Source organism: Pseudomonas sp. AL10 (genome assembly GCF_029960685.1).
Classification (GTDB): Bacteria; Pseudomonadota; Gammaproteobacteria; order Pseudomonadales; family Pseudomonadaceae; genus Aquipseudomonas; species Aquipseudomonas lactis.
Genome location: NZ_JASBQZ010000011.1, coordinates 1 through 17,708 on the forward strand (window position 1 = coordinate 1; position 17,708 = coordinate 17,708).

The window sequence follows — 17,708 nt, forward strand, 5'->3', positions numbered from 1 at the left end:
GATATGTACACAATCCAACTGTGTCGCCTGCCAGGCCGCCTTCGCGAGCAAGCCCCACATTGGGATGGTGGGGGTGTCAGGGAGATAGCCGTCGGCTGGCAGGGCGTCATCGCAGGCAAGCCAGCTCCCACAATTGGATCGCGGGGCGTCAGATAGATATCCGTAGTCACGGGAGCAAGCTCCTTCGCCACAGGTCCAGCATGCAACCGTGCATAAAAAAGCCCCGCCTGCATCACTGCAGGCGGGGCTTTTTATAGTGCCGGGTAAGGCTGGCTTACATCATGCCGCCCATGCCACCCATGCCGCCCATGTCTGGCATACCGCCGCCAGCTGCGCCTTCTGCCTTCGGTTTGTCAGCGATGGCAGCTTCGGTGGTCAGGATCAAGCCACCGATGGAGGCTGCTGCTTGCAGCGCCGAACGAGTCACCTTGGTTGGATCCAGGATGCCCATTTCGATCATGTCGCCGTAGACGCCAGTCGCAGCGTTGTAACCGTAGTTACCTTTGCCGTTCTTGACTTCGTTGACCACAACGCTTGGCTCGTCGCCGGAGTTGGCAGCGATCTGGCGCAGCGGTGCTTCAACGGCACGACGCAGCACAGCGATACCAACGTTCTGGTCGGCATTGTCGCCGCTCAGGTTGGTCAGGGCTTCCAGAGCACGGATCAGCGCAACGCCACCGCCAGGTACCACGCCTTCTTCAACGGCTGCACGGGTTGCGTGCAAGGCGTCTTCAACGCGGGCCTTCTTCTCTTTCATTTCAACTTCGGAACCAGCGCCAACCTTGATCACCGCAACGCCGCCGGACAGCTTGGCCAGGCGCTCTTGCAGTTTTTCACGGTCGTAGTCCGAGGAGGTTTCAGCAACCTGGGCACGGATCTGCGCGATGCGGGACTCGATGTCACCTTCAACGCCAGCACCGTCAACGATGATGGTGTTTTCCTTGGAGATGGTCACGCGCTTGGCGCTACCCAGGTTTTCCAGGGTGGCGCTTTCCAGGCTCAGGCCGATCTCTTCGGAGATAACGGTACCGCCAGTCAATACGGCGATGTCCTGCAGCATGGCCTTGCGACGGTCGCCGAAGCCTGGAGCCTTGACGGCTGCAACCTTGACGATACCACGCATGTTGTTCACAACCAGAGTCGCCAGGGCTTCGCCTTCAACGTCTTCGGAAACGATCAGCAATGGACGGCCGGCTTTGGCAACGGCTTCCAGTACTGGCAGCATTTCGCGAATGTTGGAGATCTTCTTGTCGACCAGCAGGATCAGCGGGCTGTCCAGCTCGGCAACCATGGTCTCAGGCTTGTTGACGAAGTACGGAGACAGGTAGCCACGGTCGAACTGCATGCCTTCTACAACCGACAGTTCGTTTTCCAGGCCCGAGCCTTCTTCAACGGTGATCACGCCTTCTTTACCGACTTTTTCCATGGCTTCGGCAATGATGTCACCGATGGAGCTGTCGGAGTTGGCGGAGATGGTGCCTACCTGAGCGATGGCCTTGGTGTCGGCGCATGGCTTGGACAGATTTTTCAGCTCGGCAACGATGGCGATGGTCGCCTTGTCGATGCCACGCTTGAGGTCCATCGGGTTCATGCCGGCAGCGACGGCCTTGTAGCCCTCGTTGACGATCGCCTGAGCCAGGACGGTAGCGGTGGTGGTGCCGTCGCCTGCGTCATCGTTGGCACGGGAGGCAACGTCTTTGACCAGCTGCGCGCCCATGTTCTCGAAACGGTCTTCCAGTTCGATTTCTTTTGCTACGGAAACGCCGTCCTTGGTGATGGTCGGAGCGCCGAAGCTCTTCTCGATGATCACGTTACGGCCTTTCGGGCCCAGGGTCGCTTTTACTGCGTCAGCCAGAACGTTGACGCCAGTGAGCATTTTTTTGCGGGCGGAGTCGCCGAATTTAACTTCTTTAGCAGCCATGATCGATATTCCTTAAATACTTTGTAGTAACGGGAAAATGAGCGAGGAAATCAGTCTTCCAGAACGGCGAGAATTTCGTTCTCAGCCATTACCAGCAGGTCTTCGCCGTCTACTTTCACAGTGTTGCTGCCGGAGTAAGGGCCGAAAACAACCTTGTCACCCACTTTCACGGCCAGTGCGCGTACATCACCGTTCTCCAGGGTTTTGCCTGGGCCAGCAGCGACGATTACACCGTGGTTGGCTTTTTCAGCAGCCGAACCTGGCAGAACGATCCCGCCAGCGGTTTTCTTTTCTTCTTCGCTGCGACGGATTACGACGCGGTCGTGCAGAGGACGAAGCTTCATTGTCGATCTCTCCTAATTGTGTTTTTCATCGGCCGGTATCAATTCCGGCGGGTTAAATTCCGGCGGTGCCGGTCGCGGCTCGCGGGGCGAGACGCGGAAGTCTGTCTGATGTCACCACCAGAAACCTTGCGGTGACCGTTACATAAGGGCGCCCAGGCTTATTACAAGGGGCCGGGGATGAAATTTTTTGCGTCGGCTCAAGGGCAAATGCAACACGGCACCCGAAGGTGCCGTGCCAGTGAAGCGGTTACTTAGGGTCGCGGTGTTCGAATTCGCCTTCGATCACATCACCTTCACGCCCCAGGGGTTGGCGTGGAGCCGGACCACCACGGGGTTGCAGGTCGTCGGCGAACGCACGCTGGCGCATCGCGGCCTCTTCAGCACGCTGGCGCATTTTGCCGGCCAGCAGCTTGCGGGTGAACGGCAGCAACAGCACCAGGCCGAGCACATCGCTGATAAAGCCCGGCAGGATCAGCAGGCCACCGGCCAGGGCCATCATCAGGCCCTCAAGCATGGTCTGGGCGGGCAGTTCGCCGCGGTTCAGGCTTTCACGGGCACGCAGCGCGGTCGCCAGGCCGGCGACACGCAGCACCAGCACGCCGAGCATGGAGCCTACGATGATCAGCAGCAGCGCCGGGAAGAAACCGATCGCACCGCTGACTTTAACGAATACGAACAGCTCCAACACCGGAAACAGCAGAAAGAGCAATAAAAAAGGGCGCATCAAATGGTTCCTCAACGCAAGAATGCCTTGCCAGTTCACCTTAGATGACGTCGCCATTGCGTGAATTCAAGCAGTAGCCACGGTTTTTTTCGGCCAGACCTCGGCGTGCGCCAATGAAACCAGGGCTTCGCGTACTTGTGTCGGCGTATTGCAGGGTTCGGCAAACCCTAGCCAATGTAACGATTGGCCAATGCGCAGGTGCATGCCTTCGCTGTCGATACCGGCCAACTGCGCAGGCTCGGTGGTTGGCAAACCGCCCAACTCAACGTAATGGGCGATGGCCTTGGTGTGATCGCTGTTCATGTGCTCGATCATGCTGCGCTCGGCCTTGCCCGCAAACGGGTTGGCCAAGGTCAACTGGTCGACCCAATGGATCGCGCCAAACCCACCGATATAACGGTGGCGCACCGGCTTGAGCACCCAGAAATCAAAATCGTGGGCCTTGTGGTAGTTGGCCGAATCAGGGAAGTAGCGGTAGTAGCGCTCTGCAGCCGCTTCGATGGCGGCGGGGTCTTCCAGCTTCTCGGCTTCGGCCAGGTAGGTCAGGCGCCCGACGGCTTGCACATCATCGGCCTCGCGCTCACCCACCAGCAGCGAACACTTGGGGTCTTTTTGCAGGTTATGGGTGTGCTGGGCAATGCGGCTGATCAGGATCAGCGGGCGGCCCTGCTCGTCCAGGCAGTAGGGCACCACCGAGCCGAAGGGAAAGCCGGGCATGGCTTTGGACTGTGTGGCGAGCGCCCCACGGTATTCCTTGAGCAACAGCTCTCGGGCGTTCTTGGCAACCTGCGTGCTCAATATAGGATTCCTCGGATGTTCCGCGACCCATGGCATATGGGAATGGATCTCAACACAAGGTAATCAATATCTGCGCAGGTTGCCAGAGGGGCCGACGCCGGTTTACCAGGCCACGCCAAAGCCTGCGGTGTAGCGGGTCTTGCTCAAGCTGCTGTCGGAGTCGCCGCTGATGACGTCACGCTCAGCCTTGAGGTTGAGGGACGCCCACTCGGTGACTTTGTAGCGCAGGCCCATCTCGGCATCCAGGGAGTAATCGGCCGGACCGTCCAGAGGCTTGCCCAATTCGCCGTTGGTGAAGAACTCTACGGTCTTGCCCACCAAGTAGCGGTTGTAGTTCCACTTCATGGCCAGAGAGTAGAAGTTGTCCTTGCCGCCGTCGGCATATTCGTAATCGGTACGGTTGACCAGCGACCCGAGGGAGAACGCGCCCAACTCATCGTCCCAGAACTGGTAGCCCGGGCCGGTACCCACGGTGCGCTGGCGCGCCAGGTCTTCGACCTTGTCGCGCTTGTAGGTCAGGCGCCCCTGCCAGAACCAGTGCTCGGTGATAAAGCGGTCCAGGTCGTATTCCAGGGCCCAGTTGTCGGTGGTGGTGACGTCGTCCTGGAACTCGCGGTTGTACTCGCCCTTGCCCGTATGGCGCCACTGGCCGTGACGGGCCGAGGTCTTGAAGTCGATGTCGTAGTCGTTGGTGTCTTTGTCCGCGCGCTTGTAGTCCAGCGCCAGGTCGACGTTACCCTTCCACACCAGGTCTTCGATCACCGGCTTGGGCTTCATGATCTGTTGGATACTTGCCAGTTCCACCGTCTTGGGCGCCTCGCCATTGGCCAGCACCACCTTGCCATCATCGGCTGCCTGCAACGACTTGGCCTTTTCACCGGTGTAGGCGTCCTGCTTGACCAACAGTTCCTGGTCGCTTTCCAGGGTCTTGACCTGTTTCCAGTCCACCGGGATGGAGCCTGCGTAGGTGGTTTGGATCAGCAACTTGCCACCGTCGAAGACTTTGATCTTGCCGGTGAGCCGATCACCGTTTTTCAACCAGACGGTATCGGCGAGCAAGGGCGTGGAAGCACTGAGAACAGCAAGGCACAACAGGGTTCTGGACAACATAAGCAAGTACGGGGCTCAGGATAGGCGAAAAAAAGGGGCGTTATAGTGTTACATGGCTAGAACTGACTCAAGGATTTATATTGAGTTCAATACTCATCGCCATGTTTACAGACGTTTCTGACAAAACAACGACGATCTCAACGGATATGCCCACAGTGATCTCACCTGCCGACACGCCACAAAGCCCCGCCGAGATACGCCGCACTGCCCTTTACCTGACACTGTCGCAGGTGCCCGAAGGCTGCGTGGTCAGTTACGGCGAGCTGGCACACCTGGCAGGTTTGGGGCGTGCTGCCCGTTGGGTCGGGCGCACCCTGAGCCAGTTGCCGCAGGACACGCGATTGCCCTGGCATCGGGTGCTGGGTGCCGGCGGTCGGATAAGTCTGCCGGTGGGCAGTGCCTCGGGTGACGAACAACGTGCGCGTTTACGTAGCGAAGGCGTCACTATCCTGAACAATCGTGTTGATATTCAGCGTCATGGCTGGCGCCCGGTAGAGCACAGCGGTTAGAGTGCGCGCTTTGTTTCCGCAAATCTGAGGCAGACTCCAGCCCATGCCCCGTAAAACCTGGCGCGCCGCGCTCGCCGCCTATGCCAGCCCTTCGACGTTAGTGCTGTTGTTGCTCGGTTTCGCCGCCGGCATGCCTTACATGTTGGTGTTTTCGACGCTTTCAGTGTGGCTGCGTGAAGCCGGTGTGGCCCGCGAGACCATTGGCTATGCGAGCCTGATCGGTCTGGCCTACGCCTTCAAATGGGTCTGGTCGCCGCTGCTCGACCAATGGCGCCTGCCGTTGCTGGGTAAACTGGGGCGCCGTCGCTCGTGGCTGGTGCTGGCCCAATCGCTGGTGATCCTCGGATTGATCGGCATGGGTTTTTGTGACCCGCAAAAACACCTGTCCTGGTTGATCGCCATTGCGGTGGTCGTCGCCTTCGCGTCGGCCACCCAAGACATCGCTGTGGATGCCTACCGCCTGGAAATCGCCGACGACAGCCGTCAGGCCGCCCTGGCGGCAAGCTACATGTCTGGTTATCGCATCGCCGCCCTGCTGGCCACGGCCGGTGCGCTGTTCTTTGCCGAAGGCTTCGGCTCCACCGGTTTCAACTATAAACACTCGGCCTGGACCGGCACCTATGTGCTGTTCGGCGTGTTGATGGTGCCGGCGTTGCTCACCACGTTGTTTATGCGTGAACCCGATGTGCCACTGCGCACCCAACTGCAGGCCGGGCGCTACAGCTTCGCGCACCAGTTGGTGTCGGTGTTTGTACTGATCGTGCTGTTGGTCTCGGTGCCGGCGATGTTTACCCAGCTGTATAACACCGACTTTGCCAGCGTACTGTTCCAGGGCGTGAGCCTGTGGGAACTGCTGATGGAAGACCGCGCCTTCCTGCGTGCCATCCTCTATATCACCCTCACTGCGCTGTGCCTTTCGGCCATGGGCCGCCGGGGCCTGGCGCCGGTGCTGACGCCGGTCAACGACTTTATCCTGCGCTACCGCTGGCAGGCGCTGCTACTGCTCGGGCTGATTGCGACCTATCGCATGTCCGACACCGTGATGGGCGTCATGGCCAATGTGTTTTATATCGACCAGGGTTTCACCAAGGACCAGATCGCCGGGGTGAGCAAGATCTTCGGCCTGATCATGACCCTGCTCGGTGCCGGCATGGGCGGGCTGTTGATCGTGCGGTTCGGGATATTGCCGATCCTGCTCATCGGCGGCGTGGCCTCGGCCGGCACCAACCTGCTGTTCGTGATGCTCGCCGACATGGGCCCCGACCTGCAGATGTTGATCGTCACCATCTCCCTGGACAACTTCAGTTCGGGCATGGCCACCTCAGCATTCGTGGCTTACCTGTCGAGCCTCACCAACCTCAAGTTCTCCGCAACCCAATATGCGTTGCTCAGCTCGATCATGCTGTTGCTGCCACGTTTGATCGGTGGGTATTCAGGGGTGATGGTGGAGAAGTTCGGCTATCACAACTTCTTTCTGATCACCTGCCTGCTGGGCGTGCCGACGCTGCTGCTGATTGCGCTGCACTGGTTCCAGGAGAACCGCCGCGCCCGGCTGAATCCCCCGCAGGAAGACTGATACGACTCGGTCAATGTGGGAGCTGGCTTGCCTGCGATAGGGATGGTGAACCCAACGCCGCTATCGCAGGCAAGCCAGCTCCCACACAAGCGACGGTTACGACAGATACACCCTGCCACCTCACGCCTGTACTCCGGCGACAAGCGCCCGTACAATCCCAAGTCATTTCAAGTCCAAGCAACCGACAACGGCCTACCATGCGTACCAGTCAATATTTGCTCGCCACACAGAAAGAAACGCCTTCCGACGCGGTTGTGATCAGCCATCAGCTGATGCTGCGCGCCGGCATGATCCGCAAACTGGCCTCGGGCCTGTACACCTGGTTGCCCATGGGCTTGAAGGTGATGCGCAAGGTCGAAGCCATCGTTCGTGAAGAAATGAACGCTGCCGGCTCTCTGGAAGTGTTGATGCCGAGCACCCAACCGGCTGAGTTGTGGCAGGAATCCGGGCGCTGGGAAGAGTACGGCCCTGAGTTGCTGCGTTTTAAAGACCGTCATGGCCGCGATTTCTGCGCCGGCCCGACCCACGAAGAAGTCATCACCGACCTGATGCGCAATGAGCTGAGCAGCTATAAGCAGTTGCCGCTGAACCTGTATCAGATCCAGACCAAGTTCCGTGATGAAATCCGCCCACGCTTCGGCTTGATGCGTGGCCGCGAATTCATCATGAAGGACGCCTATTCGTTCCACGCCGACCAGGCTTCCCTGCAAGCGACCTACGACCGCATGCACCAGGCCTACTGCAACGTGTTCACGCGCCTGGGCCTGAAGTTCCGCCCGGTTGAAGCGGACAACGGCTCCATCGGCGGTGCCGGCTCTCACGAATTCCACGTGCTGGCCGAGTCTGGCGAAGACGATATCGTGTTCAGCAACGGTTCCGACTACGCGGCGAACATCGAGAAGGCCGAAGCCATACCACGTGAAACCTCGCGCCCTGCTCCCACCGAGGAGCTGCGCCTGGTCGACACGCCAGACACCAAAACCATCGCGGCCCTGGTGGAGAAATTCAATCTGCCGATTGAAAAGACCATCAAGACCCTGATCGTGCGCGCCGAAGAAGAAGGCAAGCTGATCGCCCTGGTGATCCGTGGCGACCACGAGCTCAACGAAATCAAGGCCGCCAACCAGCCTGGCGTAGCCAGCCCGCTGGTCATGGCCACCGATGCCGAACTGCGCGACGCCATTGGCGCCGGTGCCGGTTCCCTCGGCCCGCTGAACCTGCCGCTGCCGATCATCATCGACCGTTCGGTAGAGCTGATGAGCGACTTCGGTATCGGCGCCAACATCGACGACAAGCACTACTTCGGCGTGAACTGGGAGCGTGACCTGCCGGTTCCGACCGTGGCCGACCTGCGCAACGTCGTGGCCGGCGACCCGAGCCCGGATGGCAAGGGCACCCTGGAGATCAAGCGCGGCATCGAAGTCGGGCACATCTTCCAGCTGGGCAACAAGTACAGCAAGGCGATGAAGTGCGAAGTACTGGGCGAGAACGGCAAGCCGATCACCCTGGACATGGGCTGCTACGGCATCGGCGTGTCCCGCGTGGTTGCCGCTGCCATCGAGCAGAACAACGACGAGAAAGGCATCATCTGGAGTGACGCCCTGGCGCCGTTCCAGGTGGCCCTGGTGCCGTTGCGCTATGAAACCGAGCAAGTGCGCGAAGCCACTGACAAGCTGTACGCGGAGCTCACCGCTGCCGGTTTTGAAGTGCTGCTCGATGACCGGGACAAGAAAACCAGCCCGGGCATCAAGTTCGCCGACATGGAACTGATTGGCATCCCGCACCGGATCGTGGTCAGTGACCGCGGCCTGGCGGATGGCAATCTGGAATACAAGAGCCGGACCGAAGCCGAAGCCCAACCGTTGCCGGTGGCTGACGTGCTGTCTTTCCTCCAGGCGCGTATTCGTCGCTGAAAACCAGATCAAGAGAAGTCATGTTCAAGCGAAACACCAGAGCCCTGGGGGGCGCCGCCTTGTGCGGCGCCCTGCTGGTCAGCGGCTGCGCCAATCAGATGTCGCAACGCAGTGAGCACGAGGAGCGGGTCGAGCGTAAGTTGCTCGACCACAGCCTGCAGATCGATGTAGGCGAGCCTAAAGTGCTGGAGCTGCCGCAACGCCGGGTTCGCATTCATGAGCAGAAGACCTTCGAGGTCACCGAATTCGAAGTCACCCGTCGTTACGACCGCTACACGCCCTACCAACCCTGGCGCAAACTCTATGAGATGCCGTTGGGTGCCGTGGCGCTGGTGGCGGGCGTGGGTGCCAACGTGGTGAATATCTTCGCCCTCGGCAACCTGCCCACGAGCGTGACCCGTGACTGGCTGAGCTACGGCGTGGACGGCATCAACCCGTTCATGAACGTGCAATCCCACGGCCGTGCGCAACAGAACCTGGCGGCTATCGATGAAGTCCAGCGTGACAAGCGCCTGGAGTATTCGAGCCTGCCCTGGAGCGAGCGCCCGGTACAAGTCACCGCCGGCAAGCAGACCCACGAACTGACCACGGACCGCAACGGCATACTGCGCCTGAACCTGTTGGACAGCCCGTTTGCCGAGCAAGACCTGAACCGCGTCACCACGCTGAAAATCAGTGTGGAGGATGGCCAGGACGACGTGCATACCGACTCGACCCTGGCGGTCAGCAACACGCTGCGCAGCAAGTTGCTCGAAGCCCATGCCCTGATCTACGACGACCTGGAAGATGACGAAGTGAACCAGTGGGTACACCGGGTCAAACGCTTGTCGGAGCTGGGCCTGGAAGAAGAAGCCAGCGAGCTGGAACAAAGCCTGATTGAACTGACGCGCAATGACCCGGAGTTGCAGCAGGAGTTTGTGCAGGCGCTGACCAAGGATGCGGGGCGGTTAGTCGCCGATCCTGGCGCACGCTGATCGTGCAATACCTGTGAAGATCAAACTGTGGGAGCTGGCTTGCCTGCGATAGCGGTGTATCAGTTAAAGCATTCTTGACTGACACTCCGCTATCGCAGGCAGGTCAGCTCCCACATTTGTTTCGGGTTTTTACCAGGAAAACTCGAGCTGTTCGTTGCCGCCGCTCAGGTCTAGCAACCGCACCCCTATCCCCAGCAACCGCACCGGCTTGCCCCCGCGATTGAACGCCTGGGTCATCAACTGTTCATAACTCTCCAGATCCCGCCCTGCCCCGGCCTGCTCCAGCGTCGTCTGGGTAAAGTCATGAAACTTCACTTTCACGAACGGCTTGCCCGCCCGGTAGCTGCTGTCGATACGCGCCATACGCCCGGCCAGGGTCTCCATCAGCTCCGGCAGTTTCGCCAGGCAGCTTGAAAGATCCGGCAAGTCCACATCGTAGGTGTTTTCCACGCTAATCGATTGCCGACGGCTGTCGTTTTGCACCACACGGTCATCAATTCCACGGGCCAGGCTCCAGAGGCGCTCGCCAAAACTGCCGAATTCGCGCACCAGCGCCAGTTTGTTCCAGTCGCGCAATTGCAGGCAGTCTTCGATGCCCAGGCGCGCCAGCTTGTCGGCGGTGACCTTGCCCACGCCATGCAGCTTGCTGACACGCAACTGCGAGACAAAGTCTTCGACTTGGTCCGGCGTGATCACGAACAGGCCGTTGGGTTTTTTCCAGTCGCTGGCGATCTTGGCCAAAAACTTGTTGGGCGCCACGCCGGCAGACACGGTGATATGCAACTGGTTGGAGACCCGGCGCCGAATGTCCTGGGCAATACGCGTGGCGCTGCCGCCAAAATGCGGGCTGTCGGACACGTCGAGGTAGGCCTCGTCCAGCGACAACGGCTCGATCAAGTCGGTGTAGTCGCGAAAAATCAGCTGGATTTCTTTGGATGCTTCTTTATAGGCATCCATGCGCGGCTTAACGATGGTCAAGTCCGGGCACAGCTTCAAGGCATGACGTGACGACATGGCCGAACGCACCCCATACGCCCGCGCTTCGTAGTTGCAGGTGGCGATCACGCCGCGCCGATCTGCCGAGCCACCGACGGCCAAGGGCTTTTGTGCCAGGCTCGGGTCGTCGCGCATCTCGATAGCGGCGTAGAAGCAATCACAGTCGACGTGGATGATTTTGCGCTGCGTCATATAAACGGGGTGTTAACCAACGGGTGGCCAGTATCGCACTCACCCCTGTATATAGCACCAGTAGTTTGAATCTTCTGCCTGAGCGGTAGGAAATTTCGTAGATGAATATATTTTCTCAATCGAATATCGCATCCCAATAGAGCTGAAAGCCTTGCCCTGCCTGGCTTCAAGCCCTCAAGAGGCACCTCATCAAGCGCTAACCGATTGAAGCACAAGCGCTTTTCTTGAGTTTACGGGTTGACACACTCGCGTTCCTCTGTAGAATGCCGACACACAGACGCGGGATGGAGCAGTCTGGTAGCTCGTCGGGCTCATAACCCGAAGGTCGTCGGTTCAAATCCGGCTCCCGCAACCAAACATCAAAAAAGGCTACTCGAAAGAGTGGCCTTTTTTGTGCGCGTCTGTTTTTGCCTGCACAATGCGCCCAACACCTTGATTTCAGAATAATTAGCGCTTATTTCAGCGATCGGCTCATTAACGGTTGACACCCTGCCGCTGGGCTGTAGAATGCCGCCCACAGACGCGGGATGGAGCAGTCTGGTAGCTCGTCGGGCTCATAACCCGAAGGTCGTCGGTTCAAATCCGGCTCCCGCAACCAAACATCAAAAAAGGCTACTCGAAAGAGTGGCCTTTTTTGTATCTGACGAAAAAGTTCTTCTGAAACAATGACATGGCATCTTTCATGAAACCGTAGACGGTTTGCAGAGTCCATCTCATTGCACGCTATGCTCACTGCTCAAGCGCTCCCCCTCTACGACCAATGGCCGCAGTCGCCGCGCCCGGTGATCCGCGTTAATATTTGTAATTATTTTGTCCATAGGGATTGGTAACTTGGCTGGATACCTCCATCCTGTCGCGCACAATCCACGAGGTGATTGATGCGCGCCAACTCGTCTGAACCACAAGACACCGTCACAGCAGAACAACCGATCACTCCCACCCGTTTGCGGTGGCTGGACCTGTTGAGCAAGTATCGCCAGCCCATCGGCCTGGCCGTGACGCTTCTGCTGTTTGCAATCGCCCTGATCGCCTGCCGGCACCTGCTGCTGGAGCTGGACCTCTATGCCCTGCACGATTCGATCCTGGAAGTGCCCAAGCCCGCCCTGTTGGGTGCCTTCGCGGCAGCGGTCGCCGGTTTTGTAATCCTGCTCGGCTATGAGTTCTCCGGCGCGCGTTATGCCGGCGTGCAATTGCCCGCCAAGACCCTGGCCCTGGGTGGTTTCACCGCCTTTGCTATCGGCAACGCCATTGGCTTGTCGATGCTCTCGGGGGGTTCGGTGCGTTACCGTTTATATGCACGCCATGGCATCGGCGCCTCGGAAGTGGCGCACATGACCGTATTCGCCAGCCTGGCCCTGGGCTGTGCCCTGCCACCGCTGGCCGCGCTGGCCACGTTGAGCAACTTGCCGGCCGCTTCCACTTACCTGCATTTATCGCAAAGCCTGCTCGGTGGCATTGCCGGCGCCGTGCTGCTGTTGTCGGTGCTGCTGTGCATCGGCATCTATCGCCGCCGCCTGCCGGAACAGCCCTACCCCGACAACCTGCTGGTCAAGGCCGGGCGCCGTACCCTGCGCCTGCCAGGCCGACGCCTGACGTTCCTGCAACTGATCATCACCGCACTGGACGTCGCCGCAGCCGCTACCGTGCTGTATCTGCTGTTGCCGGAAGCGCCGCCCTTCGGCCCGTTCCTGTTGGTGTATCTGCTGGCCCTGGCCGCCGGTGTGCTCAGCCATGTGCCGGGCGGCGTGGGCGTATTCGAAGCGATCCTGCTGGCGGCCTTTGCCGACAAACTCGGTGCCGCGCCCCTGGCCGCGGCCTTGCTGCTGTACCGCATGATCTACGTGGTGCTGCCTCTGCTGATCGCCTGTGTGTTCCTGCTGGTCAACGAGGCCCAGCGCCTGTTCCAGACCCAGCAGAGCCTGCGGGTAGCGTCGGGGCTGGCAGCGCCAGTACTGGCCGTCCTGGTTTTTTTGTCCGGCGTGGTCCTGCTGTTTTCCGGCGCCACGCCAGAAATCGACTCACGCCTGGAAAACATCGGCTTCCTGATCCCTCATCGTCTGATTGACGCGTCGCACTTCGGTGCCAGCCTGATCGGCGTGTTGTGCCTGTTGCTCGCCCAGGGCCTGCGCCGGCGGTTGTCGGCCGCCTGGATGCTGACCATGGTGTTGCTGCTGGTTGGCGCCCTGCTCTCGCTGCTTAAAGGCTTCGACTGGGAAGAAGCCAGCCTGATGACCATGACCGCAGTGCTGCTGGCCATCTTCCGCCGCTCGTTCTACCGCGCCAGTCGCCTGACCGAGTTGCCGTTTTCGCCGCTGTACCTGGTGGCCAGTGTGTGTGTGCTCGGTGCCTCGATCTGGCTGCTGCTGTTTGCCTATCAGGACGTGCCCTACAGCCATCAACTCTGGTGGCAGTTCACCCTCGACGCCAACGCCCCACGTGGCTTGCGTTCGCTTCTCGGCGCCGCCGTGTTGCTGGTGATCGTGTCGCTGACCTGGCTGCTGCGCACGGCACGCCCGGTTATCCACCTGCCGACCCCGGAAGAACTGGAACGCGCCAGCAAGATCCTGATGGCCTCGTCCCAACCCGACGGAGGCCTGGCACTCACCGGCGACAAGGCGCTGCTGTTTCACCCCAACGATGAAGCCTTCCTGATGTATGCCCGTCGCGGGCGTAGCCTGGTGGCCCTGTACGACCCGATCGGCCCGACCCAGCCGCGCGCCGAGATGATCTGGCAGTTCCGCGACCTGTGCGACATCCACCACGCCCGCCCGGTGTTCTACCAGGTACGCGCCGAGAACCTGCCGTACTACATGGATATCGGCCTCACCGCGATCAAGCTGGGTGAAGAAGCCCGCGTCGACCTGAAACGCTTTGACCTGGAAGCCAAGGGCAAAGAAATGAAGGATTTGCGCTACACCTGGAACCGTGGCACCCGGGACGGGCTGTCCCTGGAGATCTGCGAACCGGGCAAGGCGCCAATGGATGAATTAAAAGTCATCTCCGATGCCTGGCTTACAGGTAAGAATGTGCGGGAAAAGGGCTTCTCCCTGGGCCGTTTCAGCGATGATTACCTCAAGCACTTTCGTATCGCGATCATTCGCTTCGAAGGGCGCCCGGTGGCCTTCGCCAACCTGCTCGAAACCTACAACCATGACCTGGCCAGCCTCGACCTGATGCGTGCCCACCCGGACGCGCCCAAGTTGACCATGGAATTCATGATGGTGGGCCTGATTCAACATTATAAGAGCCACGACTACGCGCGCTTCAGCCTCGGCATGGTGCCGTTGTCGGGCTTGCAACCGCGCCGTGGCGCACCGCTGACCCAACGCCTGGGTTCGATGGTGTTCCGCCGTGGCGAGCAACTGTATAACTTCCAAGGTTTGCGCCGCTTCAAAGACAAGTTCCAGCCCGACTGGGAACCCCGTTACATGGCTGTGCCCGCAGGACTGGATCCGCTGGTGGCATTGGCCGATACCGCCGCCCTGATCGCGGGCGGCTTGACTGGATTGGTGAAACGCTGATGATTCGACGCTCCTGGCGGTATGTATTGGCTTTAGTGGTGCTGCTTGCGCTGATCGCGGCGGGTGGCTTCTGGTACTGGAACCGCCCTGCCCCGCAGCCGACCCTGGAGCACTTGCCCCAGGCCGACGGTTCGGTAATGACCCGCGTGACCCCGGCCAGCAACGCAAAAGCCCGCGTGGCCGTGGCGGTGATGGCCGACGAAACCCTGACCGACAGCCAACTGATGGCCCTGAGCCAGGGCGGTGCTGCGCAACTGGTTCAGGTGGTGCTGCCCAAAGATGACTGCGCATTGCAGGAAAAAGCCCTGCAAGACGCCCTGGCCCAGCTCAAAGGCCCGGCGACCCTGGTCAGCGGCATCGGCCCTGGCGCCGCACTCGCCTGGCGCTGGCTGGCCACCCAGAACGACGACAAGGCCAACGCCATCTCTGTGGGCTTCGCCCTGAAACAGGAAGGCTGCAACGACCCGCTGCCGAAAACCGCCGCCCATGGCAACTGGCTGGTGGCGTGGAACGATAACCCCGACGATGAGAGCGCCAGTTTCGTACGTGACACACCGCGCGCTACGACCAGCATCAGCGACTACGACATTCATTACCCACAGGTGCTGAACAACGAACTGCGCAAGCAACTGGTCGGTTCGGACAACGGCGGCCTGGCGATTCCGGTGGTGGAAGTGCCTGCCGGCCAAGCCAAGGACACCGTGACCCTGTTCCTCTCCGGTGACGGCGGCTGGCGCGACCTGGACCGCGACGTGGCGGGCGAGATGGCGAAGATCGGCTACCCGGTGGTGGGCATCGACACCCTGCGCTATTACTGGCAGCACAAGAGCCCCGAGCAAAGCGCCAAGGACCTCACCGAGCTGATGCAACACTACCGGCAGAAATGGGGCACCAAGCGCTTCGTGCTGACCGGTTACTCGTTCGGCGCCGACGTACTGCCGGCGATCTACAACCGTATGCCAGAGAACGAACAGCAACGGGTAGACGCGATCATCCTGCTGGCCTTCGCCCGCACCGGCAGCTTTGAAATCGAAGTGGAAGGCTGGCTGGGCAACGCCGGCAAAGAAGCCGCCACCGGCCCGGAAATGGCCAAGCTGCCGCCTGAAAAAGTCGTGTGCATCTACGGTGCCGAAGAAGTCGACGAGAGTGGCTGCACCGACAAGACCGCCGTGGGCGAAGCCATGAAGCTGCCGGGCGGGCATCACTTCGATGAGAACTACCCGGCGCTGGCCAAGCGCTTGGTGGAGATTATTGTCAAGCATCAGGCCAAAGCCGAATAATTCCAGCTTAATCCAAGACCCAATGTGGGAGCGGGCTTGCCCGCGATAGCGCGGGCTCAGTTACAGTAGCGTTGACTGACAGTCCGCCATCGCGGGCAAGCCCGCACACAGTGGTACGTGGTGTTGATGAAAACTAGCGCGGTTCGATGTGCGCAATCATCAGTTGCACCGTCTCATTGCCACGAAACTCATTCACATCCAGTTTGTAGGCCAACTCCACCCACCGCACGGTCGGGTTCGGCCACACTTCGCGGTCCACGCCAAAGGCAATGCCATCGAGCTTCACCGACCCGCATTCGCTCTTGAGCACCACTTTCAAATGCCGCTCGCCCACCACCCGCTGCTCCACCAACTGAAATACCCCGTGAAACAACGGCTCGGGAAAGTGCTGCCCCCACGGGCCGGCATGGCGCAGGGCGCGGGCCAGTTCCAGGTGAAACTCTTCCACCGCCAGGGTACCGTCTGAAAGCAGGCGGCCGGTGAGGTCTTCTTCGCGCAGTTGCCGACGCACTTCGGCATCAAAGGCTTCGGCGAACAACGGGAAGTTGGCTTCAGGCAAGGTCAGCCCCGCCGCCATGGCGTGGCCACCGTATTTGGTGATCAGGTTGGGATGCTGGCTGGCGACGACTGCCAGCGCATCGCGGATATGAAAGCCCTGCACCGAGCGTCCAGAGCCCTTGAGCAGGCCATCGCCGGCATCGGCGAAGGCGATGGTCGGGCGGAAATAACGCTCCTTCATGCGTGACGCGAGGATGCCGATCACCCCCTGGTGCCACTCCGGGTCGAACAGGCACAAGCCGTACGGCATCGACTCCACCGGCAAGTCCTTGAGCTGGGCCAGGGCCTCGCGCTGCATGCCTTGCTCGATGGATTTACGGTCCTGGTTCATGCCGTCCAGTTGCGCGGCCATTTCCCGTGCGGCGGCGAAGTCGGTGGTGAGCAGGCATTCGATGCCCAGGCTCATGTCATCCAGGCGTCCGGCGGCATTCAGGCGCGGGCCGAGGATAAAACCCAGGTCGGTGGAGGTGATACGCGCATGATCACGCTTGGCGACTTCCAGAATCGCCTTGATCCCCGGCCGTGCCCGACCGGCCCGAATACGCTCCAGGCCCTGGTGCACGAGGATGCGGTTGTTGGCGTCCAGCGGCACCACGTCAGCGACGCTGCCCAGGGCCACCAGGTCAAGCAGTTCACCGATGTTCGGCTGGGGCTTGTTGTCATACCAACCCAGGCTGCGCAACCGCGCACGCAGGGCCATCAACACGTAAAAGATCACGCCGACCCCGGCCAGGGCCTTGCTGGGAAACGTGCAGCCCGGCTGGTTCGGATTGACGATGGCGTCGGCGGCCGGCAGTTCATCACCGGGCAAGTGGTGGTCGGTGACCAGCACCTGCAACCCCGCCGCCTTCGCCGCCGCCACGCCTTCGACGCTGGAGATGCCGTTGTCCACGGTGATCAGCAACTGCGGCTCGCGCTGCAGGGCCACCGCGACGATTTCCGGGGTCAGGCCATAGCCGTATTCGAAGCGGTTGGGCACCAGGTAGTCGACATGGGCCGCGCCGAGCAAACGCAAGCCCAGAGTGCCCACGGTGCTCGCCGTGGCGCCATCGGCGTCGAAGTCACCGACGATCAGGATGCGCTGGCGCTGCTCCAGGGCCGTCACCAGCAAGTCCACCGCGGCGTCGATACCCTTGAGCTGCTGATAGGGAATCAACCGCGCCAGGCTCTTGTCCAGCTCGGCTTCCGATTGCACCCCGCGTGCGGCGTAAAGGCGGGTCAACAGCGGCGGCAGTTCACCGAGAAAAGGCAGGACGGCGGGCAGTGGGCGGGGATCGATACGCATACGGTGG

13 protein-coding genes and 2 tRNA genes are annotated in these 17,708 nt (G+C 60.5%); 8 read left to right on the plus strand and 7 right to left on the minus strand.

Annotated features, from left to right (window positions below):
- Positions 1-274 precede the first annotated feature (274 nt).
- The 5 genes from groL to QK296_RS13265 all read right to left on the minus strand — a co-directional run bounded on the left by groL (position 275) and on the right by QK296_RS13265 (position 4,897).
- A complete protein-coding gene (gene groL, locus QK296_RS13245; RefSeq protein ID WP_057710498.1) occupies positions 275-1,921 on the minus strand; it encodes a chaperonin GroEL in 1,647 nt (548 codons plus the stop codon).
- Positions 1,922-1,971: 50 nt separating this feature from the next.
- Complete coding sequence (locus tag QK296_RS13250; protein WP_003193940.1) at positions 1,972-2,265, minus strand: co-chaperone GroES; 294 nt, start codon at positions 2,263-2,265, stop codon at positions 1,972-1,974.
- 247 nt (positions 2,266-2,512) lie between these two features.
- Positions 2,513-2,989, minus strand: coding sequence for an FxsA family protein (locus QK296_RS13255; RefSeq protein WP_003193941.1), 477 nt, complete (start codon positions 2,987-2,989; stop codon positions 2,513-2,515).
- A 66-nt stretch (positions 2,990-3,055) separates the two neighbouring features.
- Positions 3,056-3,787, minus strand: a complete 732-nt coding sequence (locus tag QK296_RS13260; protein WP_169856285.1) for a HugZ family protein — start codon at positions 3,785-3,787, stop codon at positions 3,056-3,058.
- 102 nt (positions 3,788-3,889) lie between these two features.
- Positions 3,890-4,897 carry a DUF481 domain-containing protein gene (locus tag QK296_RS13265; protein ID WP_003193943.1) on the minus strand — a complete coding sequence of 336 codons (1,008 nt, stop codon included), beginning with the start codon at positions 4,895-4,897 and terminating at the stop codon, positions 3,890-3,892.
- A 146-nt stretch (positions 4,898-5,043) separates the two neighbouring features.
- On the opposite strand from QK296_RS13265, the gene QK296_RS13270 reads away from it, so the two are divergent.
- From QK296_RS13270 to QK296_RS13285, 4 genes are all read left to right on the plus strand, one after another.
- Positions 5,044-5,406, plus strand: coding sequence for an MGMT family protein (locus tag QK296_RS13270; protein WP_034133585.1), 363 nt, complete (start codon positions 5,044-5,046; stop codon positions 5,404-5,406).
- A 43-nt stretch (positions 5,407-5,449) separates the two neighbouring features.
- A complete protein-coding gene (locus QK296_RS13275; protein ID WP_003193945.1) occupies positions 5,450-6,982 on the plus strand; it encodes an AmpG family muropeptide MFS transporter in 1,533 nt (510 codons plus the stop codon).
- A 197-nt stretch (positions 6,983-7,179) separates the two neighbouring features.
- Entirely contained in the window at positions 7,180-8,895 is a 1,716-nt protein-coding gene (locus QK296_RS13280) for a proline--tRNA ligase (protein ID WP_019817246.1), read from the plus strand.
- Positions 8,896-8,915: 20 nt separating this feature from the next.
- Positions 8,916-9,869: a hypothetical protein gene (locus QK296_RS13285; protein ID WP_003193947.1), complete on the plus strand. Its 954-nt coding sequence runs from the start codon at positions 8,916-8,918 to the stop codon at positions 9,867-9,869.
- A 129-nt stretch (positions 9,870-9,998) separates the two neighbouring features.
- Here the strand turns inward: QK296_RS13285 and dinB are convergent, their stop codons facing one another.
- Entirely contained in the window at positions 9,999-11,057 is a 1,059-nt protein-coding gene (dinB, locus tag QK296_RS13290) for a DNA polymerase IV (RefSeq protein WP_014719774.1), read from the minus strand.
- A gap of 278 nt (positions 11,058-11,335) precedes the next feature.
- On the opposite strand from dinB, the gene QK296_RS13295 reads away from it, so the two are divergent.
- The 4 genes from QK296_RS13295 to QK296_RS13310 all read left to right on the plus strand — a co-directional run bounded on the left by QK296_RS13295 (position 11,336) and on the right by QK296_RS13310 (position 15,858).
- Positions 11,336-11,412, plus strand: a tRNA-Met gene (locus QK296_RS13295).
- A gap of 166 nt (positions 11,413-11,578) precedes the next feature.
- Positions 11,579-11,655 (plus strand) — tRNA-Met (locus QK296_RS13300).
- Between the two features lie 280 nt (positions 11,656-11,935).
- The gene (gene mprF / locus QK296_RS13305) at positions 11,936-14,578 is read left to right on the plus strand and encodes a bifunctional lysylphosphatidylglycerol flippase/synthetase MprF (protein ID WP_120248577.1); all 2,643 of its coding nucleotides are present in this window, start codon (positions 11,936-11,938) and stop codon (positions 14,576-14,578) included.
- Positions 14,578-15,858: a virulence factor family protein gene (locus QK296_RS13310; RefSeq protein WP_212614667.1), complete on the plus strand. Its 1,281-nt coding sequence runs from the start codon at positions 14,578-14,580 to the stop codon at positions 15,856-15,858. Before mprF ends, QK296_RS13310 begins: the two co-directional genes overlap by 1 nt.
- 133 nt (positions 15,859-15,991) lie before the next feature.
- Here the strand turns inward: QK296_RS13310 and recJ are convergent, their stop codons facing one another.
- A complete protein-coding gene (gene recJ, locus QK296_RS13315) occupies positions 15,992-17,701 on the minus strand; it encodes a single-stranded-DNA-specific exonuclease RecJ (protein WP_282391027.1) in 1,710 nt (569 codons plus the stop codon).
- Between the last annotated feature and the right edge of the window lie 7 nt (positions 17,702-17,708).

What these genes read in the sequence shown, in the direction of transcription:
- recJ (WP_282391027.1), bottom strand. Translation starts at nt 17,701, where the DNA reads ATGCGTATCGATCCCCGCCCACTGCCCGCCGTCCTGCCTTTTCTCGGT.
- QK296_RS13255 (WP_003193941.1), bottom strand. Translation starts at nt 2,989, where the DNA reads ATGCGCCCTTTTTTATTGCTCTTTCTGCTGTTTCCGGTGTTGGAGCTG.
- QK296_RS13275 (WP_003193945.1), top strand. Translation starts at nt 5,450, where the DNA reads ATGCCCCGTAAAACCTGGCGCGCCGCGCTCGCCGCCTATGCCAGCCCT.
- QK296_RS13310 (WP_212614667.1), top strand. Translation starts at nt 14,578, where the DNA reads ATGATTCGACGCTCCTGGCGGTATGTATTGGCTTTAGTGGTGCTGCTT.
- QK296_RS13265 (WP_003193943.1), bottom strand. Translation starts at nt 4,897, where the DNA reads ATGTTGTCCAGAACCCTGTTGTGCCTTGCTGTTCTCAGTGCTTCCACG.
- QK296_RS13280 (WP_019817246.1), top strand. Translation starts at nt 7,180, where the DNA reads ATGCGTACCAGTCAATATTTGCTCGCCACACAGAAAGAAACGCCTTCC.
- QK296_RS13270 (WP_034133585.1), top strand. Translation starts at nt 5,044, where the DNA reads ATGCCCACAGTGATCTCACCTGCCGACACGCCACAAAGCCCCGCCGAG.
- dinB (WP_014719774.1), bottom strand. Translation starts at nt 11,057, where the DNA reads ATGACGCAGCGCAAAATCATCCACGTCGACTGTGATTGCTTCTACGCC.
- QK296_RS13250 (WP_003193940.1), bottom strand. Translation starts at nt 2,265, where the DNA reads ATGAAGCTTCGTCCTCTGCACGACCGCGTCGTAATCCGTCGCAGCGAA.
- groL (WP_057710498.1), bottom strand. Translation starts at nt 1,921, where the DNA reads ATGGCTGCTAAAGAAGTTAAATTCGGCGACTCCGCCCGCAAAAAAATG.
- mprF (WP_120248577.1), top strand. Translation starts at nt 11,936, where the DNA reads ATGCGCGCCAACTCGTCTGAACCACAAGACACCGTCACAGCAGAACAA.
- QK296_RS13285 (WP_003193947.1), top strand. Translation starts at nt 8,916, where the DNA reads ATGTTCAAGCGAAACACCAGAGCCCTGGGGGGCGCCGCCTTGTGCGGC.